Source organism: Pseudomonadota bacterium (genome assembly GCA_039033415.1).
Classification (GTDB): Bacteria; Pseudomonadota; Gammaproteobacteria; order Xanthomonadales; family SZUA-38; genus JANQOZ01.
Window position 1 is genome coordinate 34,490 of the sequence record JBCCCR010000019.1, and the last position, 22,680, is coordinate 57,169.

The 22,680-nt window shown below is 64.3% G+C and carries 16 protein-coding genes; 3 read left to right on the forward strand and 13 right to left on the reverse strand.

Annotated elements, in window-relative coordinates; genetic code table 11:
* Positions 1-23: 23 nt before the first annotated feature.
* From AAF358_16150 to pcaF, 3 genes are read right to left on the reverse strand one after another with little or no spacing between them, the layout of a single operon-like run.
* Positions 24-1,007, reverse strand: coding sequence for an NADPH:quinone oxidoreductase family protein (locus tag AAF358_16150; protein ID MEM7707089.1), 984 nt, complete (start codon positions 1,005-1,007; stop codon positions 24-26).
* Positions 1,004-1,633 carry an isochorismatase family protein gene (locus AAF358_16155; GenBank protein MEM7707090.1) on the reverse strand — a complete coding sequence of 210 codons (630 nt, stop codon included), beginning with the start codon at positions 1,631-1,633 and terminating at the stop codon, positions 1,004-1,006. Before AAF358_16155 ends, AAF358_16150 begins: the two co-directional genes overlap by 4 nt.
* 38 nt (positions 1,634-1,671) lie before the next feature.
* Complete coding sequence (gene pcaF, locus AAF358_16160) at positions 1,672-2,886, reverse strand: 3-oxoadipyl-CoA thiolase (GenBank protein MEM7707091.1); 1,215 nt, start codon at positions 2,884-2,886, stop codon at positions 1,672-1,674.
* A 129-nt stretch (positions 2,887-3,015) separates the two neighbouring features.
* On the opposite strand from pcaF, the gene AAF358_16165 reads away from it, so the two are divergent.
* A complete protein-coding gene (locus AAF358_16165; GenBank protein ID MEM7707092.1) occupies positions 3,016-3,486 on the forward strand; it encodes a (2Fe-2S)-binding protein in 471 nt (156 codons plus the stop codon).
* A complete protein-coding gene (locus AAF358_16170) occupies positions 3,483-5,696 on the forward strand; it encodes a xanthine dehydrogenase family protein molybdopterin-binding subunit (protein ID MEM7707093.1) in 2,214 nt (737 codons plus the stop codon). The genes AAF358_16165 and AAF358_16170 overlap by 4 nt, the downstream gene beginning before the upstream one ends.
* An 84-nt stretch (positions 5,697-5,780) precedes the next feature.
* Here AAF358_16170 and AAF358_16175 read toward each other — a convergent pair whose 3' ends face one another.
* From AAF358_16175 to AAF358_16205, 7 genes are read right to left on the reverse strand one after another with little or no spacing between them, the layout of a single operon-like run.
* Positions 5,781-7,418, reverse strand: a complete 1,638-nt coding sequence (locus AAF358_16175; protein MEM7707094.1) for a hydantoinase B/oxoprolinase family protein — start codon at positions 7,416-7,418, stop codon at positions 5,781-5,783.
* Between the two features lies 1 nt (position 7,419).
* A complete protein-coding gene (locus tag AAF358_16180) occupies positions 7,420-9,495 on the reverse strand; it encodes a hydantoinase/oxoprolinase family protein (GenBank protein ID MEM7707095.1) in 2,076 nt (691 codons plus the stop codon).
* Between the two features lie 12 nt (positions 9,496-9,507).
* Positions 9,508-10,179, reverse strand: coding sequence for a nitrile hydratase subunit alpha (locus tag AAF358_16185; protein ID MEM7707096.1), 672 nt, complete (start codon positions 10,177-10,179; stop codon positions 9,508-9,510).
* Positions 10,179-10,484 (reverse strand): SH3-like domain-containing protein, encoded by a 306-nt coding sequence (locus tag AAF358_16190; GenBank protein MEM7707097.1) that lies wholly within the window; start codon positions 10,482-10,484, stop codon positions 10,179-10,181. Before AAF358_16190 ends, AAF358_16185 begins: the two co-directional genes overlap by 1 nt.
* Positions 10,481-10,801, reverse strand: coding sequence for a hypothetical protein (locus AAF358_16195; GenBank protein MEM7707098.1), 321 nt, complete (start codon positions 10,799-10,801; stop codon positions 10,481-10,483). Before AAF358_16195 ends, AAF358_16190 begins: the two co-directional genes overlap by 4 nt.
* Positions 10,798-12,171 carry an FAD-binding oxidoreductase gene (locus AAF358_16200; GenBank protein MEM7707099.1) on the reverse strand — a complete coding sequence of 458 codons (1,374 nt, stop codon included), beginning with the start codon at positions 12,169-12,171 and terminating at the stop codon, positions 10,798-10,800. The genes AAF358_16195 and AAF358_16200 overlap by 4 nt, the downstream gene beginning before the upstream one ends.
* Positions 12,172-12,219: 48 nt before the next feature.
* The gene (locus tag AAF358_16205) at positions 12,220-13,401 is read right to left on the reverse strand and encodes a diguanylate cyclase (protein ID MEM7707100.1); all 1,182 of its coding nucleotides are present in this window, start codon (positions 13,399-13,401) and stop codon (positions 12,220-12,222) included.
* A 381-nt stretch (positions 13,402-13,782) separates the two neighbouring features.
* On the opposite strand from AAF358_16205, the gene AAF358_16210 reads away from it, so the two are divergent.
* A complete protein-coding gene (locus tag AAF358_16210) occupies positions 13,783-16,299 on the forward strand; it encodes an ATP-binding protein (GenBank protein ID MEM7707101.1) in 2,517 nt (838 codons plus the stop codon).
* A 20-nt stretch (positions 16,300-16,319) separates the two neighbouring features.
* Here AAF358_16210 and AAF358_16215 read toward each other — a convergent pair whose 3' ends face one another.
* The 3 genes from AAF358_16215 to AAF358_16225 are packed head-to-tail and all read right to left on the reverse strand — an operon-like array spanning position 16,320 to position 22,634.
* On the reverse strand, positions 16,320-17,354 hold the full coding sequence (locus AAF358_16215) for a peptidylprolyl isomerase (GenBank protein ID MEM7707102.1): 1,035 nt from the start codon (positions 17,352-17,354) through the stop codon (positions 16,320-16,322).
* On the reverse strand, positions 17,351-18,178 hold the full coding sequence (locus AAF358_16220) for a DNA-formamidopyrimidine glycosylase family protein (GenBank protein ID MEM7707103.1): 828 nt from the start codon (positions 18,176-18,178) through the stop codon (positions 17,351-17,353). The genes AAF358_16215 and AAF358_16220 overlap by 4 nt, the downstream gene beginning before the upstream one ends.
* Positions 18,171-22,634, reverse strand: coding sequence for a DEAD/DEAH box helicase (locus tag AAF358_16225; GenBank protein ID MEM7707104.1), 4,464 nt, complete (start codon positions 22,632-22,634; stop codon positions 18,171-18,173). The genes AAF358_16220 and AAF358_16225 overlap by 8 nt, the downstream gene beginning before the upstream one ends.
* Positions 22,635-22,680 lie beyond the last annotated feature (46 nt).

Here is a 22,680-nt window from a genome sequence, read left to right on the forward strand (position 1 = left end):
CGAGACCCGTCGGCGGCGCGTTCTTAGGAATCTGTCAGATCGAAGACCACTTTGCCGAGGGCTCTACGGCCGCTGATGTCGGCAAAAGCCGTGGCATAGTCCGTTAGCGGATAGCTGGCAGAGATTCGCGGTTTTAGCTTGCCCTCCGCCACCATGTCCGCCATCAGCCGCAGATTGCGGATCTGCTCCTGTGGCTGGCGGCTGGCCCAGGTACCCCACCAAACGCCGGTGATCGACCCCTCCTTGAGAAGTGTGAGGTTCGCCGGGAACTGGGGAATCTCTCCGCTGGCAAAGCCAACCACCAGATAGGTGCCCTGCCAGGCCAGGGCTTTCAGCGAAGGCACGGCCAGGTCGCCGCCGACCGGATCCAAGACCACATCAACACCCCGGCCGGCTGTCAGTACCTTCAGTTCCTCGCGCAGCGAGACCTGACTGTAGTCGATGGTCTCATCCGCACCGCAGCGCTCGGCGAAGTTCAGCTTGTCGGCGGAGCTGGCGGCGGCAATCACCTGAGCCCCACGCGCTTTGGCCAGCTCGATGGCGGCACTTCCGACACCGCCAGCAGCCCCCAAAACGAGCACGAGCTGGCCCTCTTTTACATCGGCCAGGTCATAAAGGCCGTGGCACGCGGTACTGTAGGTGATCAGAAAACTCGCCGCTTCCGCGTCGCTGAGCTGGTCGGGCGTCGGCGCCACCTCCCGTTCCTTGACCACAATGTATTCGGCAAACATGCCATGCGTGGCGGTGACCATCACGCGCTGACCGGTCGCTACGGCACTGACGCCCGCACCCACTGCTTCGACCGTACCGGCCGCCTCCAGACCCGGGATAAACGGCGGCGGGATGTTGACCTGGTACTGCCCGCTAACAAATAGCAGGTCGGGAAAGTTCAGCGCGGCGGCGTTGACCTTGATCAGCACCTCTCCCAGGCCGGGTTCGGGGGTCGCCAGCTCCGTTAGCTTCAGCGACTCGGGTGGCCCGTAGGCCTCGCAGAGCAACGCTCTCATCGAGCCAGGCCCGCCAGGTATTCGGTGACCTGCGCCTCAGAAACCACGTCCGCGTACTTGGCGTTCATGTCAAAGAGATTGGCCTGGTGCGGATCGTCATGTCGGTCGCCGCAGGCGTCAGCGACGACAATCGGTATGAAGCCATACGAGCAGGCGTCGATGCAGGTTGCCCGGATGCAGCCGCTCGTGGTGAGACCGGTAATGATCAGACTATCGATGTTGGCGGCCGTCAGCGTCGAGGACAGCGACGTGCCAAAAAACGCGCTCGGATACTGTTTGGTTACCACCAGCTCATCGGGTGCCGGGTCGAGGCCGGCCGGCCACGCGCCCATCGGATTTCCGCGGATCATGTTGTGCAGCGGTTTGGCCTTGCGAAAGAAAACGCCGCCGTTTAATCCGTCGGCGTCATAAACCACGTTGGTATACATCACCGGAACACCGGCCCTCCGCGCCACTTCGCGGATGCGTAGCGCGCTGTCGAGCTCCGCCTGAACGTCGGCAAAGAGTTCGCAGTCGGGTTCGAAATAGGCCTGCACAAAATCGATCAGGATCAGCGCCGGCCGCTCACCGTAGCCGAGCTGATTGTCGTAGGCCTTCTTATAGTTTTCCGCGAGATTGTCCGTCATGGATCGATCCTTTTCTGGTCGGATTGTACTGAGTGACTTCAGGCGGCTTCGAGCACCAGGGCAATACCCTGGCCGACGCCGATGCACATGGTGCAAAGTGCGTAGCGACCGCCCGTGGCCTGAAGTTGACGCGCCGCGGTGGTGACCAGTCGGGCACCGGACATCCCGAGCGGGTGTCCCAGCGCAATGGCGCCGCCCCAGCGGTTCACGTGCTCCGCGTCGTCCGGCAGTCCCAGGGCCCGCAGCACGGCGAGGCCCTGCGCGGCAAACGCTTCGTTGAGTTCGACGACATCCACGTCAGACACGCTGAGTCCCGCGAGCTTCAGCGCTTTGCGAGACGCTTCGATAGGACCCACCCCCATAATGCGCGGCGCAAGGCCCGTGCTGGCCGCGGACACCACCCGGGCCATCACCTTCAGCCCCTGCGCCTCGGCGCCCTCCGCGGAGGCCAGCAGCAGTGCACAGGCACCGTCATTGATGCCCGACGCGTTGCCCGCGGTAATGCTGCCGTCCGCGCGAACAAACGGCTTCAGCCGGTTGAGCGCCGCCAGATCGGTATCGGGCCTGGGATGCTCGTCGGTATCCACAACCACCGGCTCTCCCCGCCGCTGCGGAATGGTGACGGTGCAGATTTCGCCGGCCAGGTGCCCGGCGCTGATCGCAGCCCCGGCTTTCTGCTGGCTGCGTAGCGCAAACTGATCCTGATCCTCGCGGCTGATCTTGAAGTCGTCCGCGACGTTTTCGGCGGTCTCCGCCATGGAGTCCACCCCATACTGATCTTTCAGCCGTCGATTGATGAATCGCCAGCCCAAGGTGGTGTCGAACATCTGCTGGCCGCGATCAAAAGGCGCCGTCGCTTTGCCGAGCACCATCGGAGATCGGGACATCGACTCCACCCCGGCCGCGATACCGAGCTCGATCATGCCGCACTGAATCGACTGGGCGATCATCGCGACCGCATTGAGCCCTGAGCCGCACAGTCGATTCACCGTCACACCCGGGACTGACTCGGGCAGGCCCGCAAGCAGGGTCGCCATCCGGGCAACGTTGCGATTGTCCTCGCCGGCCTGATTGGCGCAGCCCATGATCACGTCTTCGACCGCGGCGGGATCCAGGCTGGGGTTGCGTTCCAGCAGCGCCGCGAGTGGTACGGCGGCCAGGTCGTCGGTGCGCACGGTGGACAGCGCGCCGCCGTAACGGCCTATGGGGGTTCGGATGGCGTCACAGACAAATGCGTCTCTCGGTGCGTTCACGGCCGGTTCCTGGCGGTTGGAAACCGTCGATTGTGCGACAAGCGGCGCCGGGTTGCATCATCCGATCGCGGTTCTTTCACGGCGTTGGTTTACACTTTCCCCCCTGGCGAATGAATTAGAGGCACTTCCATGACGATCGAATTCCAGTTGAACGGCAAAACGGTGCGCACCGACGCGCCGACCGACAAGCCCCTCCTGTGGGTGCTGCGCGAAGATCTCGGCTCGACGGGCACAAAATTTGGGTGCGGAATTGCCCAATGTGGAGCGTGCACGATCCATCTTGACGGGTCACCAACCCGCAGCTGCGTGCTGCCCATCGCTGCGGTGGCTGGACGCAGCGTTACCACGGTTGAGGGTGTCGACTCGAAAGCCGCCATGGCGGTTCGCAAGGCCTGGCGCGAGCTGGACGTGGTCCAGTGCGGGTACTGCCAGAGCGGCCAGATGATGTCGGCCAGCGCGCTGCTGGAGGGCAACCCGGCCCCGACGGACGACGAGATTGACGCCGCCATGGGCGGGAATCTCTGCCGCTGCGCCACCTACCACCGCATTCGGGCCGCCATTCATCAGGCTGCCGAAGACTTGAATGGAGAAAGCGCATGAGCCGGTTTATGGACAAGAAGTCAGTCGGACAGGGCGGCTCAGGCCTGAATCGACGCAGGTTCCTCCAGGTGAGCGCCCTGGGCGGTGCGGGTTTTCTGATCGGCTGCAGCGAATCGGATACCGCGGCGCCGGCGGCCCAGACCGAGGCCGCAGCGCCCTTGCCGGCGGCAATCGACGCCGAGCTCAACGCTTTTGTCAAAATCCAGGCTGACAACACCGTCACGGTGGTCGTCAAACACCTCGACAAGGGTCAGGGCGTGACCACCGGACTGCCCGCCATTGTGGCCGAGGAGCTCGACGCCAGCTGGTCTCAGATGCGCACCGAGTTTGCGCCGGCTGACGCCAACCGTTACGCCAACCTTGCGTTTGGTGTTGTCCAGGGGACGGGAGGGTCAACCTCAATCGCCAACTCCTGGGAGCAGCTCCGCCTGGCCGCCGCCGGCGCACGCGCTATGTTGGTGCAGGCCGCCGCTGAGCAGTGGGGCGTTGCCGCCGACACCATCGCCGTCGCTGATGGTCGGGTCACCAGCGGTGATCAATCCGCCAGCTTTGGCGAATTGGCGGGCCTCGCCGCGGCACAGACACCGCCCGAGCGACCCGCACTGAAGGACCGATCCGAGTTCAAGCTGCTAGGGACTAACCTGCCGCGGCTAGATTCGGCCGACAAGACCGACGGCAGCACCGAATTCACGATCGACGTGAAACGACCCGGCATGCTGATGGCGGTAGTCGCCAGGCCCCCGCGCTTCGGCGGCAAGGTAGCGTCCTTCGACGCCAGCAAGGCGCTGGAGGTGCCGGGCGTTGCGCGAGTGGTCGAGATTCCGCGCGGCGTTGCCGTGCTGGCCGACAGCTACTTCACCGCCAACAAGGCGCGAGGCATGCTGGAGGTTGAGTGGAACTTCGATGACGCCGAAAACCGAAGCTCCTCAGAGCTGGAAGCTGACTTTACGGCCATGATGGATCAGCCGGGGCTGGAAGCCCGCAACGACGGTGATGCGCCGGCGGCCCTGGGTTCGGCCGCGCAGACTATCGAGCAGGAGTTCCACTTCCCGTTCCTGGCGCATGCCACGATGGAACCGATGGACTGTGTGGTTGAGCTTGCGTCCGATGGCTGTGAAATCTGGACCGCCTCTCAGATTCCGACGCTGGACGTCGGAACCACCGCGGCGATCACCGGCCTGGACCCGTCCAGCATTAAGATCCACACCCGCTTCGCCGGCGGCAGTTTTGGGCGCCGCGCTGTGCCCGACAGCGATTTTGTGGCCGAAGCGGTGATGATCGCCAAGGCCATCGACGGTGAGGCCCCGGTCAAGCTGCTGTGGTCGCGCGAGGATGACATGGCCGCTGGCCGCTATCGGCCGATGGCCGTCCACCGGGTGCGCGCCGGTCTCGACGAAGACGGCAAGATCAGCGCCTGGCACCATCAAGTTGCGAGCCCGTCGATCCTGAGCGGCACCGCTTTTGCCGCCATGATGACCAGCGAGCTCGACCCTTCGGTCGTCGAAGGCACCACCGATCTTCCCTACGCGATCCCCAACGTTCGCGTAGACGGCTACCAGCCTCAGACCGGTGTGCCGGTACTGTGGTGGCGGTCGGTTGGTCACACGCACAACGCCTATGCGGTTGAGGTGTTCTTTGACCAGCTTGCCAGGACCATGGGCCGCGATCCGTACGAGCTGCGCAAAGAGCTGCTGACGGAGCATCCGCGTCATCTGGCGGTGCTGAACAAGGCCGCAGAGGAAGCGGGCTGGGGCACCGATCTCGGGCCTGGTCGAGGCCGAGGCATTGCGGTTCACGAGTCGTTTAACTCGTTTGTCGCTGAGGTGATTGAGGTGACGATGGCTGAAGGCGGCAATTTCTCCATTGACCGGGTGGTTTGCGCGGTGGACTGCGGCTTTGCGTTGACCCCGGATGTCGTTAAGGCGCAGATGGAAGGCGGAATTGGGTATGGACTGTCCTCTGCACTGCGCGAAGCCATCACCCTGACCAACGGTGAGGTCGATCAGAAAAACTTCGATCGCTACCGTCCGCTGCGAATCAGCGAGATGCCGAAGATTGAGGTGCACATCGTGAACTCCGGCGAGCCGCCGACGGGCGTGGGTGAGCCGGGTACGCCGCCTTCCGCGCCGGCGCTGGCTAACGCCATTGCGGACGCCACGGGCCGCTCGATCTCGCGGCTGCCGATCGCCGATCAGCTGAAGACCGCTTAATCTGAATCGTTGACCGACACGGAGCCACCTTCCCGCGAAGGTGGCTCCGGCCTTTCCTTCGCCGGTCGCCTACGCGCAGGGCCCTTACTCCTCCGCTGAAGGCTTCGACGACTCCAAGCTAATCTTCCCGTTCAGCTGGTCCCGGCGCGCGGCATCAGGATCGCGCAGCGCCGGATCACCTCGGCCGCCGCCGCCGGCGGTTTCCAGCACAAATACGCCGCCGGCTGGAATCAGGCTGCGGCCCATGCCGCTGAGGGTATCACCCCCTCGAATATACGTGCGGGCGCCGTCGCCGTCGCCGCCACCGTCGCGTCCGCGCGGCGGATGCACAATTCGATCAAACATCCTCGATACGACAAACGGCTCGGCATCGCGGTGGCAGAATTCCATCACCTGCCCCAGACCGCCTCGGAATTGACCTGAGCCACCCGAATCTGGCCTGAACTCCTTGCGCAGGATCAGCAGCGGCGAGGTGGTTTCGGTGATCTCGACCGGCGTTGAGCGAACGCCGGAGGGAAACGCGGTACAGGAAAGTCCGTCTTTGGACGGCCGCGCGCCGCTGCCGCCGGTGTAGAAGGCGTTGATGACAAACGGCTCTGACGAGCTCCCGGAAACGACGCCGCGCCCGCCCATAAACACCGGGCCAAACAGGCACGATGCGCCTTCCGCCGGCACCTGTCCCTGGAGCGGTTGCTGCAGGCAGCCCAGCACAACATCGGGCAGCATCTGGCCGACGGCATGGCGCGCCGACACGGCGCTCGGCCGTTCGGCGTGCAGAATGCACCCGGCGGGCGCCGTAACCTCCACCTGCCCGAGGCTGCCGGCGTTGTTCGGGATGTCGTTGCCGACAACGCAGCGCACGCCGAACGACGCATAGGCCTGGGTGTAGGTCAGCGGCACGTTGATTCCGCGACCCGACGCCGGCGAGGTTCCCGCGAAGTCGACCCGGATCCGTCCGTCAGCGATCGTGACCTCGCAGGCGAGGGTCACCGGTTCGTCGTAGCCGTCCACGGTCATGGTGTAGCGCCAGCTGGCTTCGGGCAGCGCCCGTATTTCGGCTTCCATCGCCCGGGCCGAGCGCTCGACGATGATGTCTGCGAGCGCCTGGAGGGACGTCAGGCCAAACTCGTCCAGGGTGGCGAGAAGCGCCTGGGATGCGCTGAAGTTGCAGGCGGTCAGCGAATACAGGTCACCCTCTGCCGCTCGCGGGTCTCGGACGTTGGCGCGCAGGATTTTCAGCAGCGTTTCGTTGGGCTCACCGCGGGCAAACAGGCGGCTGATCGGTATATTGAGCCCCTCCTCAAACACCTGCCGACCGTCCGGGCCGAAGCCGAGACCGCCGACATCAGCAATATGGGAGGTTGCGGCGATCAGTGCGATGAGCGTGTCGTCCCGAAATACGGGCGTCACAACCGTAAAGTCGTTGAGGTGCCCGGTGCCGTGCCACGGATCGTTGGTCAGCAGCACGTCCCCGGGTTCCAGCTGGGCGGCCGGCAGATGTTTGAGGAACTCACCGACGCTGCTCGCCATCGCGTTGACGTGTCCCGGCGTGCCGGTCACGGCCTGGGCCAGCATCCGGCCGTCTGCGTCGAAGATGCCCGCGGACAGGTCGCCGGCTTCCCGAACCGTCGTGGAAAACGCGGTACGCATCAGCGTTTGTGCCTGTTCTTCCACGATGGCCAGCAGCCGGTCCCAGAGTATCTGGAGGGTGATCGGATCCATGTCAGGCACCGTTGTCCCGCGTGATCACAAGATTGCCGTCAGGATCGACCTCGAGTGAGCAGCCCGACGGCACAACCGTTGTGGTCTGGTCTTCGGTGATCAGGGCGGGTCCGTCCAGCTGACTGCCGACAGGCAACGTCTGACGGTTGATCACGCGCGCCTCCACCGATTGCCCGTCTTCGGCTACCGAACATGTCACCACCTCGTCCGGAGAACCGTCGGACGTCGTCGCGGCGGCCGAAACTTCGCTTGGCGCCGGCCCGCTGAGGGCGAGCGTCAGGCTGAGCAACTCGATGTCGACGCCGTCGATTGTTCTTCCGTAAAGCTGTTCGTAAGCGCGTTCGAAAGCGCCGGAAAAGTGCTCCGCGGCGCTCGCGTCGTAGACTTCGACGGGCAACACAATCGGCAGCTCGTGCCCTTGGCCCGCGTAGCGCATATAGCCCTGGCGCTGCTCGGTCAGCGGCTCGCCGCCCGCGGCGGGTGCCAGGACCGCCTCGGCCTCGGCGCGCATGTCGCTGAAGAGCCGGTTGACCGTGGACGGATCCAGCTGGCTGACCGTCATCGGCCGGCTTCGCACCACTTCAAAACTCAGTCGAGCCAGGAGAAACCCGACCGCTGACCCAACCCCGGCCTGGGGCGGGATGATCACGCGGTTGACGCCCAGGCGCCGGGCCAGACTGGCCGCGTGAAGCGGGGCCGCGCCCCCAAAGGCCACCATGTCGCGCTGACGAAGATCGAGCCCAAACTCCGCGGCATGGGCCCGAGCCGCTGCCGCCATACTCTCTTCCACCACATCGCTGATGCCCTGCGCCGCCTGGCCAACGGCCAACGCCAGCGGGCTGGCAATGTGTTTGCCGATGGCGGCCGCGGCGGCCTCACCGTTCAGGCTCAGCGCGCCGCCCGCAAATCGTTCGGGGCGAATCTTGCCGAGGGTCACGTCAGCGTCGGTGACCGTCGGCGAGGTGCCACCTCGTCCGTAGGCCGCCGGCCCCGGTTCCGAGCCCGCGCTGCGGGGGCCCACGCGCAGCCGCTCCAGCTTGTCGACATGGGCGATCGATCCGCCTCCCGCCCCGATCTCCACCATCTCAATGACCGGGATTCGCAGCGGCAGCCCGCTGCCTTTCTTGAATCGATAGCTGCGGTCGACCTCAAAGCTGCGGGACACGAGTGGCTTGCGTTGATCGATCAGGCAGAGCTTGGCCGTGGTGCCGCCCATATCAAACGACAGCACCCGATCTGCCTGACAGCCGCCGGCGACGCTGGCCGCCAGGATTGCGCCGCCGGCGGGCCCCGACTCCACCAGCCGGATCGGGAAACGCGCGGCGGTGTCGAGGTCCGTCAGCCCGCCGCCGGAGGTCATCAGCAGGAACGGACAGTGGACGTCCAGTGCCTCCAGGCCGTCTTCGAGCCGCCGGAGGTAGCTGTCCATCAGCGGCTGGACGTAAGCGTTCGCGCAGGCTGTGGACAGCCGTTCGTACTCCCGAATCTCCGGACACACTTCGCTGGACAGCGTGATGGCGAGGTCGGGTCGCAGCTTTGAAATCAGCTCAGCGCAGCGCTGTTCGTGACTCGGATCCCGGTAGCTGTGCAGCAAGCCGACGGCGATGCTCTGAACCCCGTATTCGTCCAGGGATTGCAGGGCATCGGCAACGGACTGCGGATCGAGCGGCGTGTGGACGCGTCCATCGCTTAGGAGCCGTTCGGTTACCGGCCGGCGAAGATGGCGTGGCACCAGGGGTCGAGCCCGGTCGATGTTGATGTCGTACTGCTCGAACCGGTCTTCAAACGCCATTTCCACGGAGTCTCGGTGGCCGGCGGTCGTGAGCAGGGCTGTGGTCGCGCCGCGCCGCTCGATCAAGGCATTGGTGGCGAGGGTGGTGCCGTGGAGCACCATGGAGAGATCCGCCGCAGGGATGCCGGCGCTGCCCAGGACACGTTCGATTCCCTCGAGCAGGGCCTGCTCCGGCTGGCTATGGGTGGTCAGCAGCTTGTCCGACCAGCGCTGTCCCTCGGCGTTTTGCAGCACCACATCGGTAAACGTGCCGCCAATGTCTACGGCAATTCTTGCGGCACCCACCGGTCGAAAAGCCTATGGCTCTAAGTCGTCGCCGGCGTCGATGCCGGCGGCCGGGAGCGTGCGCTGCGTGCCGATCAGCGAGTCTCGGGTCACCAGTGATCGTAGCTTGTCTTCCGACCAACCTTCGGTGCCCGCAGGCCGCTGCGGCAGCACCATGTAGCGAAGCTCAGCCGTCGAGTCATGAACCCGGACCTGAATCTGGTCGTTCAGCTCGACCCCAAACTCGGCCAGGACGGCCCTCGGTTCCCGAACCAATCTGGAACGATAGCTAAGGGATTTGTACCAGGAGGGTGACATACCCAGCAGCGCTCGCGGATAGCAGGAGCAAAGGGTACACACGATCACGTTGTGCACCTGCGCGCTGTTTTCCATCACCGTAAACTCGGCGGGCTTCAGGTCGAAACCCAGTTCCGTGATGGCTTCGCTGCCGTCCGTCAGCAGGCGCTCTTTGAACGCCGGGTCGGTCCAGGCCCGCGCCACCAGACGGGCGCCGTTGTCGGGTGATGCGCCCTGCATCCGGCTGATCATCGCCGCCTCTTCGGCCCGGGTGTAGTGGCCTGCCTCGAGCAGCAGCTCCCTCAGGGCCAGCCCCACGCGCGCAGCGTCGCTCGTCGGCTCGGGATGGTCCGGTTGTAAGGTTTGATCATGGCCATGATCGTGGTCATGGTCGTGGTCGTGACCCATCAGGCGGGCTCCAGCCAGTGTTCGAAAACCTCAACTTCCAGCGTATCGTCGTCAGGTCCCCGGTAGCCCGGCCATAGCTGCGCCTGCGGAATGCAGATTCGATAGAGACGGGTTTCCGGCCGCCCATCACCCCGCACAAAAGTCTCGGGCTGCCCGTGGAGTCCGCAGACCCGCTCGACCGTACCCTCTTGCCCCTTTACATACCGGGGGACCCGATGATGAACACCCGGATGGCGATCGTGAATGCGCACTCGCTGCCCTCGATGAAAGCGGGCCTGTGACTCGGTCGGCTGGACGTTACTCATGATGTCAGCGCCTGCCGCGCGGCGATCTCTGCCATCTTTTCCTCAAGCGCCGCCTGCGTGACCAAACCTTTGTCCAAAAGCGTGTAGGCCAGCGACTTGGCCCAGCGTTCGTAGTAGCTCAGGTTTTCGTAGTCGGCGGGACCTAAGTGTTCAATGCCGTCCCGAAGCTCCGCAAAATCGCTAATCAGCCCCTTGCCCAGCGCCAGCCGCACCATCGCGTCGACCTGCCATTCCCACCAGGCTGTGTCGTGTTCGCCTCGCTCAATCGGGCCGGCCTCGAGGCCGCCGACGTCATGCGGATCGCTCGGCTGGTTCATGAGTCAACCACTCTCCCCGGGTTAAGAATGTTTTTCGGGTCCATCGCCTGCTTCAGAGATTTCATCAGCGCAATTTCCGTCGGGCTGCGGCTCTGAGGCAGCCAGCGTTTTTTTAGCGTGCCAATCCCGTGTTCGGCGCTGACGCTTCCGTTGGCGGAGGCCGTGTGTCGGTAGACCACCGCCTCGATGCCCGCCTTGTCCTCCGCTCGCCCCGTCGAGGCGACCACGTGCAGATTGCCGTCGCCGATGTGGCCGAAAAGCAGGGTCCGGCAGCCGTCCAGCTCCTGCCCAAGATCGCGTTCAATGGCGCTGGCAACCCGGTCCATAGCTGCCAGGGGAATGCCCACGTCGAACACCGCCAGGTGCTCCATGGTAGGCATAATGTCGCCGATCGCGTCACGCAGCTCCCACAAACGTCGACTGTCCGCCAGACTGCTGGCCAACACGCCGTCCGTGACCAGCTCCCGCTCCAGCGCCTGCTCAAAGCACCGTTCCAGATCGTCGCTGAGCGAGCTGTCATTGCTGCCCTCGGTTTGAATGAGCACGGAGAACGGCGCGGGTTCGGAAAGCGGATTCGGCTTGCCGGTGGCCCCAACCGCCACGTCAAAATATCCGCGCCACATCACCTCGAACGCCGACACTACCGGGAGCGTTTGGCCGCAGTGGCGCAGCAGCCTGATGACCGCAGGAAAATCAGCGCAGGCGCACAGGGCGGACGCGCTGGCGGGCTTGCTGGGGTTGAGTCTGAACGTAACTTGAGTGACCACGCCCAGCGTTCCCTCCGTGCCGATAAACAGCTGCTTGAGATCGTAGCCTGCGTTGTTCTTGAGCAGCTTGTTGTCGGCTTCGATGACGGTGCCGTCGGCAAGCACAGCCGTCAGCCCGAGGACGAGGGAACGCGTCATGCCGTGCTGAATCACCTGATTACCGCCAGCGTTGGTCGACACGATGCCGCCGGCCTGGCAGGAGCCTCGCGCGCCGAGGTCCATCGAGAACTCCAGTCCTTCAGCCGCGGCGGTGTCCTGGATGACCTGCAGCGGCATGCCGGCTCCGACGGTCATTGTCATACCCTCACGGTCGAACTCGACCAGCTGATTCATCAGCTCGAGCGACAGGCTGTGTTCGCCGGCTCTTGGCGTTGCGCCGCCGGCCAGTCCAGTCCGGCCTCCCTGGATGACAATTGGCTGGTCGTTGGCGTGACAGGCGGCAAGGATTTCGCTCACCTGCTTAGTGGTTTTCGGTCGAAATACCACTGCCGGCAGCACGGGATTGCTTCGAGTCCAGTCGCAGGCATATGCCTCGCCGACCGCATCGCCGGTCAGGTAGATAGCGGGGTCGAGCGAATCAAGTACAGCGGATGAGGTTTGCAAGCTGCGATCGGGGTTTGGGCGGCCCCTGAGTCTAACCGATTGCCCGGATCAGCAGAAATCCGGGGTCAGCTGCGCCGGCCGCAGCGCTCGTTCCAGGCTGACTCGGTTGCGGCCGTCGCGTTTCGATCGATACATGGCCCGATCAGCGCGCTGGAGCAGGTCGTCCATCGAGTGATCGTCTTCGCGCAGCGTGGCCACGCCAAAGCTGGCCGTGATGTGAAAAGGCTCCGGACGCCAGCCGATTTCGGTGCCGGCGAGATCTCGCCGGAGCAGCCGTGCGGTCTTCTCCGCCTGGGCGATGTCGGTATGCGGCAGCGCCAAGGCAAACTCCTCCCCCCCGATCCGACCGAAGACCGCCCCTTCGCGCAGGCTCGCCTGCAGCACCTTCGCCAGCACGAGCAGCGCGCGATCGCCGGCGCTGTGACCATGCTGATCGTTGACCTCTTTGAAGTTATCCACGTCGCAAATGATGACCGACAGAGGCTGATTGCCGCGCCGAGCGCGAGCGATCAGCGGGCTGCTTGTGGACTCGAAGCCCCGCCGATTCAAGATGCCCGTCATGGGATCGGTGTTAGCCAGGCTCTTCATCTGCATCGAGAGATCTGACGCCACGATCAGCACGGTAAACATGCCGCTGCCGACGTAGCCCGCCGGCAGAATCAGAAAGTTGATCTGCCGGTAAATCTCGAGCCAGTGGGCGTCGGGCGTGGGTCCCTGCATCAGCGCCGCAACGCCGGCCAGAATCTGGGAAGCACCAAACAAGGCAAGAACGCTGGCGGCCGCTAACTCGACGTCTCTCGAGACGGCCTGCTGGCGGTAGATCAGCTGAGCGCATAACAAACACAAAATGCCGGCGTAAGCTGGCCCGATAAACATCTGTATACCCACGTGCGGCTGCCCAAAGGTGAACCAGGCGAGCGAGAGCACGGTCGCGAAGCCCGTGAGCGCAAGCACATCCGCTCGCACCCAGCGTCCCGACCATAGGCGAAAGCCGGCCAGCGCTAGTGAAACGGTAAGCGCGCCAAGCGCCGATACAAGTACCCAGTAAATCCGACGGTCGTCGAACAGGCTGTCAGCCAGCAGGTTCACGCCGTATTGAACGGCACCAGCGAGAAACGTGGCGGACCATACAAGGGTGTGGGTCTGGCGGCCAAAATTTTGCCAGGCCAGCAGGAACACCACGCTCAAAGTCAGGCTGCATAGCAGCAGGGCGATAATCAGATAAGTCATGGTTGGATTTTCCCTGGCTCGCGGCTCACCGCTAGCTGCGGTTCATCCGTTGGCCTCTCTCCAGTGCCATTGGGTTGCTTTGTGAATATGGCGTTATTGTAAGGGCTAAGCTCGTCGATTCTGGCCGGCGATCGGTAAACGATCGTTAATAAGGAAAGGCGGACAGGTCATTGATTCTGCGTCTACTTCTCGTTGTGTCCCGCAGGCTGAATGGCTGGGTCCTCCGGGGGTTTTCCAGTATGATCCCGCCATTCAGAATACGGGTCTCCCGCCATTAGCACACGACTCATCGCCTGCTGTGCGCTCCTTTTTGTCTGGTGCTCTGCCGTAGCGCAGACCGAGTCCGCTGCTGACCTCGTCGCGCGAGTACTCAGTCGGTCGGTGCCGCCCAATGAGCAGATGGACCTGATCGATCGGGCCCTTGAACTGCTCGCCGAATCCCCGAACGCCGACCCGGCGCTCCTGGGTGATGCCTACATCGGACGGATCCAAGCGACACAGCTGCTCGGTAGGCTCGATGAGGCCGAGCAGGCGGCACGGGACGGTTTGAAGCTGGTCAACTTGGAGGATCAACCCGATCAGTATCTTCGTCTGGTGACCGCGCCGGCCCTGCTCGACTATTTCCGGGGCAAGCCGGAGGCGGCCAAGGCAGCGCTGGATCAGATCCTCACCCAAGACTTTAGCGCCGCCGACCCGAAGGTCTTCGACGGCGTACGCTCCAACTACGCCACCGTGCTGCAAGAGATCGGCGAGACTCTGCGCGCAATTGAAATCTATCAGGAGGTACTACGGCGCGCACTGGACCGGTCTGACGAAAGTATGGCAATGATCCTGGCGAATAACTTAATCGTCATATTGATCCTGCAGGGTCTGCACGAAGACGCTCGCAACTGGCTGAATCAGATCGCCGACCTTCGGGCGCGGTCGCAGATCCCCTGGGCCAGGGAATCCCTGCTGCTGCACGATCTTGAGCTCCAGCGGATTTTCGGCGATGCCGAGGGATCCGCGGCGGGCTTGCGACAGTTCATCGCGGCGACCGGTGAGGAGACCGCCATCACTAATGTGGGCAACGCGTATGAGTTCCTGGCCGAGGCGCTGATTGTTACCGGCGATTTTGCCGGTGCTGAAGACGCGGCGAGGATGGCCATCGACAAGCTGACCGATTTGCCCTCAGAGCTCGCCGAGGCCCGGCTGGCTCTGGTGAGAAGCCTATTTCTGCAGGGCAAGCTTGCGGAGGTGCCAGCGGTGCTCGACGAGATTGATCTCGACAAGCTGAGCCCGAGTCGCCAGGCGCGCGTTGCGGGTCTGCGGCTGGAGCATCGGCTGCGGGTGGCCGGCGATCGGGACGGTGTGGCCGAGCTGCTGCGATTTCTTGATGCGTCCGGGGACGCGGAAAATGCGCGAACCGTGCAGAGCGTCCAGTACTACAACGCGAAGCTGACGGCCCAGCGGCAGCAGGCCGAAATCGCCCGGATTCGTGAATCGGAAATCCGGCTGGCCGCCGAGGCCGACGTCAGTGCCGCCCGGGCCAGCGAGCTGCAGGCGCGCGAGCAGGTGGTGAAGAAGAATCGGAATCTGCTGCTGGCGGTGGTGATATTGACAGCCGTCGTGCTGATGACGCTTCTTTATACCCTCAATCGGCGTGGCTATCAGAAGCGAATTCTTGCTCGCGAGCAGGCCCTCAACCTTGAGCTGACCCAGACCGTAGAGGAAAAGTCTGAAGCGCTGCGCCAGCAGCTGGGCGAGCAGGCGGAGCTGGAGCGTGCGCTGGACCGAAAAAAGCGCAACGAGCTGGTCGGCCAGCTGACGAGCAACGTGGCGCACGATTTCAACAACCTGCTGCAGGTGATCTCCAGCGCTAACGAACAGTTTGAGCCGCTCACCGAGACGCCGGCGCAGCGAGCCGTGCTCGGCGCGTCCAACGATTCGATTCGTTACGCCAGCGAAATGATTCACCAGCTTCTCGCCTATTCGCGGCAGCAGGAGCTTCAGGCGACGGCAACGGATATCAGCAAGCTGCTGGACGGCACCCGGACGCTGTTTCGGTCGGCCGTTGGTGAAGAAATCACGCTGACCTTTGGCGACTTCCCTGCCAACGCGGTGGCCTTGGTGGACCCGGCGAAGCTCACCAGCGCCATCCTCAATCTGCTGCGAAACGCCTCCGATGCGGTCAACGAAGCTGGCGCGATCCGGGTCGACGTCTCGCGCGAAACGCTGGATAAGCAACAGACCCGCGCCTGGCCGTCTCTCGAGGCCGGCGATTACGTGCTGGTTACGGTTGAGGACAACGGCCAGGGCATGGATTCGGCAACGCTGGAACGGGCAACCGAACCGTTCTTCACCACCAAATCGGAAACCACCGGCACGGGGCTTGGCCTGAGTTCAGTTCATGGCTTTGTGCGGCAGTCGGCGGGTGACCTGCTGCTGCGTAGCAGCCCCGAGGACGGTACCCGCGTGACGCTGGCGCTGCCAGCGAGCGAGATGGCCGTGGCTCCCGCTGAGCCGTCCGCGGTGGCGAACGACAGCCTTCAGGGCAAACAGGTCCTGGTGGTCGAGGACAATGAGATGGTGGCCAGAACGGTGACCGTTGCGTTACAGAGCGTCGGTGCGCAGGTGTGCTGTCTCGACTCGGCTGACGAGGCGCTCAATCATCTGGCGGCCAACCGGGAGTATCACTACCTGCTGACTGACGTTCGTATGCCCGGCAGCCACAACGGTTACGATCTGGCGCGGTGGGCCTCCGACCATTGCCCCGCTATGCCGATCATCATCATGAGCGGCTTCACCGAGCGGACCGATACGTCTGACGAGTTTACGATGATCAGCAAGCCGTTCACGCGAGCGGCGCTGATCGAGGCGCTGCAGCAGGCCTCGGTTCGAACCACCGCCCAGGCCTAAGTCCGGGCTGGTTGAGCGGCTTATTCCGCCGGCAGCGCTATCCCGCCGCAGAAGCTGTCTGGCGACAGGCGGATAATGTCGACGGTAGCGTCGCCGACTGCCGGATCATCAAAATCCCAGCTTAAGATGGCGGTGCCGCAGCCCGTGAACTGGATCACGAGCGTTCCTACCGACTCGACGGTGGTGCTCGTGGGATCGTTGAATACCCCGCCCGTGTTGCGGGAAATGGTGAGCGTCGCGGTGTCCCCCGAGAACGTGCCGCTGGCGGTCAGCCAGCGGTGCTGGGTACTGCCAAAACCTTCGCCGTCGTCGCCGTCGGGCGGGTTGACGTCATAGGTAAACCAGGCGACAAACACCTCCTGGCGATCACCGTCATCGATGATGTCGATCAGCCAGCCCTGGCCTGCGGTTGCCGCATTAAACCAGGTTCCGGCGAGGCCCGGATTGATCTCGAAGCCGTCTACCTCGGTGATGACGGTAAAAATCAGGTTGTCGCTGGTCAGATCTTCCAGCCCGGCGAACTCGCCGCTGAGCTTGACGGGAACCGTGCCGAGCGCGGCCTGTCCCGTGTTGATGCGCACCAGCGAGTTGATCCGATCGACCACCTCCATGCCGTTACCGAGCACCCGACCAAAAACCGTGAACCCGCCGTTTTCGTTGTCCAGCGCCGCATTCGCGTCATCCATGTTGATGAACCACTGGCTGTCGGCGCTGTCCGGATCACCCGCGATTTTTGCCATGGCGACCGTGCCACGAACGTTTGAAAGGCCGAACTCGTTCGCGATGGTTGCATCGACCGGTACCTGGCCAAACTGGCCGTCAATAAAGGTAAAGCCGCCGCCTTGGATCACAAACCCGTATTCGATCCGGTGAACGATGCTGTTTGCATAGTCGCCGTCCCGCACGTAGTTGAGAAAGTTCGCCACCGTGCGCGGCGCCTCTTGCTCGAGCAGATCAATGTAGAAATGGCCGATCTGGGTGTCGACCCGCACCACGCTCGCCTGAGCGAGGGGCGCAAAAAGCAATGCCAGCAGGGCAACTTTGAATCTGGTCATGGGTTCTCCGGGGTTGTTCGACGGTCTGGCTGGAAACAGTTCTGACACGCAGGACACCAGTAGGTGCTGCGATGATGCCGCCCAAGGCGGGTATATGCAACGGGGTGGTCACAACGCAGGCACGGGAGGCCTTCGCGGCGGTAAACCCACAGCCTGCCCGCATTGTCTCCCTCGCGGCGCGTCACGCGGCGTCCGCCGCCGAGATTGGATCCCAGAAGTTTGCTGGCGGTGGCGTAAAGCGCCTTGAGCTCTGCGTCGTCGCAGCATCCAAGCTCGCAAGTCGGCGGAACGCGGTGAATGAACAACACCTCCGATTTGTAAACGTTCCCAATCCCGCTGGCGACCCGCTGATCGAGGAGCACATCGGCGAGGAGCGTATCGGGTTCGCACAGCTCCCGGACCCGGCGGACGATCAGGTCGAGATCGACCGCGCCTGCCGTTAGGTCGGGGCCGAGGCGGTGGTCCACCACCGAGGAGCGGACGCTGGGCGTGCGGATCAGCTCCACCTCCTTGGCGTTAAAGCAGACGTAGTGGTTGTCGTTCACCGTGATGACAACGCTCGCCCGCGATCGAGGCTTGCGCCAGGGTTCACCCAGCGGATAGCGATGCCAGCTGCCGTGCATGCCGAGGTGGCTGCGGACGCTCTGGCCGTTGTCCAGATCGACAAAAAGGTGTTTGCCGGCCGCACGGACGCTTTTGATGCTTTTCGCGCTGACCGACCTTTCGGCGCAGCGATCCGCCAGCACCAGCGATTCGAGCGGCTGGCCGTCCAGTCGAGGCTTCAGGTAGTTCGCGATCTTGTGGATCGTATCGCCTTCAGGCACCGGTGGCGGCTCCGTGGGGCTGCATGTCAATCAGGCCGCCGTAGTCCAGGGTGAAGCCGAGGCGGCGGAAGTGAGGCAGCAGCGGCGACTCCTTCACCGGTTCACCATCGATCTTTTCGATGACAACCATCGCGCTGCGGCGGCCGGTTTTTGGCAGGCCGCGCAGCGTTTCTATGGCGGCGTCCAGGGCGCCCGAGTCATCTTCCAGGCTTTCCGGAAAAGTCACCAAATGCCGATTGCGGGCGGTGACAAACAGCAGCGGACGCCCTCGCGCCAGCAGCACCCACGCTCCCGCGACCCGCCGCGGCTTGGCGCGCTTGGCGTTGGCGCAGGTCGGCCAGGGGACCAGCGCACCAAACGGATTGGCCGGGTCGATGGCGCACAGCACCACAATATCGGCCCGACTGATCGGGGTGTCCCGCTCCTCGGCGTCGCTGCGCGCGCCTCGCAGCCGGTCCACCGCACCGGCCAGCGCAAACTGTGCGCCGGCAAGGCCGTCAACAAAATGCCCGCGGCGACAGCGACCCTGTTCCGCGAGCTCTCGCAGCACCTTGTAGATGGCCGAGAAGCCGCCGGGGATATCCTCGGCCTGAGCACACTGGCGGCTGACCACGCCGTAACGGTCGAGCAGCAGGCGGGCTTTGGCCAGCGCCCGCTCGGTGTCCGGCACCGGCACGGCGACGAGGCTCGCCACGGCCGACCAGCGTCCGCCCGCCGTCGACGGGCCGGGCGCGCGGCGCGCGCCACGGCGGCGGGTGCCGCCGGAGAGCGAGCGAAAGGGACTGAACGTATCGTTCGTGATTTGACCGTCCCAGACCAGGTCCCAGAGCGCGGTGGCAAACTCTTTTGCGCCGTGGCCGCTCTGCTCCAATACGGCCTGCATCTCAAACGAAAATGACGCGCCGTTCTGGGTGAGATGGTCCAGGATTTGCGCATGCAGGTCGCTGGCCGGCTCGTAGGGTGGAGGCGGGGTGAGAAGCTGGCGCACCTCGCTGCGCAGGTACAGCGCAACCCGGCCGTCTTTGGGTCCGCTGGCGCCGCGCCCAACCCAAACGACCGAGCCGTCCGCCGCCAGCATGTCCAGCATCTCTGGACGAAAGCCGGCCACGCGGCGCGGCAGGATGATGGTGCTGAGCGTGGACCAGGGCAACGCGAGATCCTGCAGCTGGCCGATCACCTCGAGCAGCCGCTGCGGCCCTCCGCGCTCGTCGTCCAGCCCCTGCCACTGGGGCAGGTACAGGGCCAGGCTGGGGGTGTCGACCGCCGCCGCCTCGTCTCGCAGGCTGGCCAGGTTGCGTCGCTTGAGCCTTCGAAGGACCTCAGCATCACACCAGTCCAGCTCCACGCCGCCGGGGCGAATCTCACCGCGGGTCAGCACGCCGCGCTGCTCCAAAAGCTGCAGCGCCGGTTCGAGCTGAGCGGGTCGAAGACCCCACTGGGTTGCCGGGTCAGCGGTGACAAACGGCCCGTGATGGCGCGCGTAGCGCTTCAGCATCTGCTCGAGCGGCTGCTCCACGGTAGCGGTAAACGCGTCTGGCACCCCACCGGGCAGCGCGACGCCCAACGCGTCCCGGTAGAGCCCGCTGTCCTCCGCGGCAATCCAGCGCTGCTCGCCACCGATGGATACGCAGAGTGCACGACGCTGCTGCTTGAGCTCTCCCAGCCAGGCTTCGGTGGGCCCGGCGGAGCGAAGCTCGAGATCTGCCTGACTCAGGTCGCCGAGGCGTCGCAACAGATCGTGCAGGTCGTCAGCATCACGGGCCTGGTAGTCCTCGGTGAGTCGTTGGAGCTCTTCTTCCAGCTCCGCCAGCACGTCCCGGTCGATCAGGTCGCGCAGCTCGGCCTGGCCCAGCAGCTCCCCCAGCAGCGCGCGATCGAGCGTCAGCGCCTGCGCGCGCCGTTCGGCCAGCGGCGCGTCCTGCTCGTAGAGGTAGGCCGCCACGTAGGCAAACACCAGCGAACGAGAAAACGGTGAGGCGCTGGGGGTTTCCACCTCCTCGACGGTGATTCTTCTCCCCGCGATGTCACGCAGTAAGTCTTTAAGGCCAGGTAGATCAAAGACGTCGGCCAGCGCCTGGCGATAGGTTTCCATGACAATCGGAAAGCTGGGGTATTGCCGGACCGCCGCCATCAGATTCTGTGATTTGAGCCGTTGGGCCCACAGCGGAGATCGCTGGCCCGGACGGTTGCGCCGCAGGAGCAGCGATCGCACCGCGTTTTCCCGGAACAGGCCCGCAAAGAGCGCGGTGCCGGCCAGCTGGTCGGTGATCAGCTCCTCGACTTCCTCGGCGCCGGGGATCAATGCATCCAGGGCCGGCAGCTCGTCAGCGTCGGCGAGTCTTAAGACAATGCCGTCGTCGGTGTACATCACCTGCATCTCAAAGCCAGCGAGCTCACCGAGCGTCCGCTGGAGCGCCATGGCCCAGGGGGCGTGGATGCGCGCGCCGAACGGTGTGAGGATACAAACCCGCCAGTCTCCCAGCTCGTCGCGAAATTTTTCGACGACAATATTTTGATCGGTGGGCAGGGTGCCGCAGTGGCTCTTTTGCTCGGTCAGATACTCCGCCAGATTCTGGGTGGCGAGCTCGTCGAGCGGCGTGTGGCTCGCGATCCACTGACGGGCTTTGGCGGGACCGTAGCGGCCCGCCTTGCGAATGAATTCACCGATCGCCTGACCCAGCTCGATCGGCCGGCCCGGTCCGTCCCCGCGCCAGAAGGGCAGGCGACCCGGTTCGCCGGGGGCGGGAACCACTAGCACGCGATCGCGCGTAATGCCCTCAACGCGCCAGGTGCTGGCGCCGAGCATGATGTTGTCGCCGACCCGCGTTTCGAACACCATCTCCTCGTCCAGCTCTCCGACCCGAGGGCCGTCTTCCCCGAGATGGACACCGTAGGCGCCGCGGTCGGGAATGGTCCCCGCATTCATTCGGGTAACCATGGCAGCGCCGCGACGAGGTGACAGGGTGTCGTTGCTGCGGTCCCAGGACAGCAGTGGCTTGAGATCCGCAAAGTCGTTGGAAGGATAGCGCCCGGTCAGCATATCCAGCACGCCCTCGAGCGCCTGGCGTGACAGGTTTCGATAAGACCACGCTCCGCCCACCAGGCTGGCAAGCTCCTCCACCGTTCGGGGCTCGTCACAGCAGGCCGCCACCAGCTGCTGCGCCAGCACGTCCAGCGGATTGTCTGGCACCTCGATCGACTCGAGCTCGGCCTCAAGCATGCGGCTGGCAACCACGGCGCTCTCCAGCAGATCGCCGCGGAATTTAGGAAAGACCCTCCCGTGGCTGATTTCGCCGACGCCATGGCCGGCTCGGCCAACGCGCTGAAGGCCGCGAGCCACCGACCCGGGCGACTCCACCAGCACCACGAGATCCACCGCACCCATATCGATGCCGAGTTCCAGGGAGCTTGTGGCCACAATGCCGCGGATGGCACCGCTCTTCAGCCCCTCCTCGATCTCGGCGCGTTTGGCGTGGGAGATGCTGCCGTGGTGCGCTCGCACCAGCTCCTCCTCAGCCAGTTCGTTGAGCTTCTGCGCCAGCCGTTCACAAAGGCCGCGGCTGTTGACAAAGACAATTGTGGCCCGGTTTTCATGGATCGCCCCGAGGAGCTGGGGATAGATCGCCGGCCAGATGCCTCGCTCTGCCTGCGGGGTGCCAACCTCTCGACTGTACAGCTCGCCGAGGATGGATCCGCCGCTGTCGGGTTGGGGCTGGGCCGGCGGGTTTTGCATGTCCGGCACCGGCACCTTCACCTCAACCGCAATCCGCGGTTTTGCCGAACAGTCGATGACCTGCACCGGGCGCTGACCGCCGAGAAACTTGGCTACCGCCTGCAGCGGCCTGACGGTGGCCGAAAGACCGATACGTTGGGGTTCGTGCTGGGCGAGTGCTGACAGTCGTTCGAGCGACAGTGCCAGGTGGGTGCCTCGCTTGGTCGGCGCCAGCGCGTGGATTTCGTCGATGATGATCGTGTCGACGGTCTTCAGGTTGGCAGCGGCTTTGGAGCCCAGGATCAGGAAAAGTGACTCGGGCGTCGTCACCAAAATCTGCGAGGGGTGTTTCGACTGCTGCTGACGCTCGCGCTGGGGCGTGTCGCCGGTGCGTACGGCCACGGTGGCGGCGTGGAAGGGTTTGTCGATTCTTGCTGCCGTGCGGCTGATGCCCACCAGCGGGGAGCGGAGATTGCGCTCGATATCGTAAACGAGCGCCTTCAGGGGCGAGATGTAGAGCACGCGAACGCCCGCGGTTGCCTCGGCGTCAGCCGCGCTGCTTTCCCGGCCGAGCCGGTCGATGCCCGACAGGAAGGCGGCCAGGGTTTTCCCGCTGCCTGTCGGGGCTACCAGCAGGCAGTGCTCCCCCTGACGGATCGCCTCCCAGCCTTGGGCCTGGATTGCCGTGGGGTGAGAAAAGTTCTCTTGAAACCACTGGGCGGTGGCGGGATGAAACTGCTTCACATTCTGGTTGGTATCAGCATCGCGTTAGGCCGGCAACCGTAGCAAC

Excerpts from the sequence above, each read along its gene's own strand:
- AAF358_16175 (MEM7707094.1), bottom strand. The coding sequence starts at position 7,418 with ATGGATCCGATCACCCTCCAGATACTCTGGGACCGGCTGCTGGCCATC.
- AAF358_16195 (MEM7707098.1), bottom strand. The coding sequence starts at position 10,801 with ATGAACCAGCCGAGCGATCCGCATGACGTCGGCGGCCTCGAGGCCGGC.
- AAF358_16150 (MEM7707089.1), bottom strand. The coding sequence starts at position 1,007 with ATGAGAGCGTTGCTCTGCGAGGCCTACGGGCCACCCGAGTCGCTGAAG.
- AAF358_16190 (MEM7707097.1), bottom strand. The coding sequence starts at position 10,484 with ATGAGTAACGTCCAGCCGACCGAGTCACAGGCCCGCTTTCATCGAGGG.
- AAF358_16165 (MEM7707092.1), top strand. The coding sequence starts at position 3,016 with ATGACGATCGAATTCCAGTTGAACGGCAAAACGGTGCGCACCGACGCG.
- AAF358_16155 (MEM7707090.1), bottom strand. The coding sequence starts at position 1,633 with ATGACGGACAATCTCGCGGAAAACTATAAGAAGGCCTACGACAATCAG.
- AAF358_16185 (MEM7707096.1), bottom strand. The coding sequence starts at position 10,179 with ATGGGTCACGACCACGACCATGACCACGATCATGGCCATGATCAAACC.
- AAF358_16215 (MEM7707102.1), bottom strand. The coding sequence starts at position 17,354 with ATGACCAGATTCAAAGTTGCCCTGCTGGCATTGCTTTTTGCGCCCCTC.
- AAF358_16170 (MEM7707093.1), top strand. The coding sequence starts at position 3,483 with ATGAGCCGGTTTATGGACAAGAAGTCAGTCGGACAGGGCGGCTCAGGC.
- AAF358_16205 (MEM7707100.1), bottom strand. The coding sequence starts at position 13,401 with ATGACTTATCTGATTATCGCCCTGCTGCTATGCAGCCTGACTTTGAGC.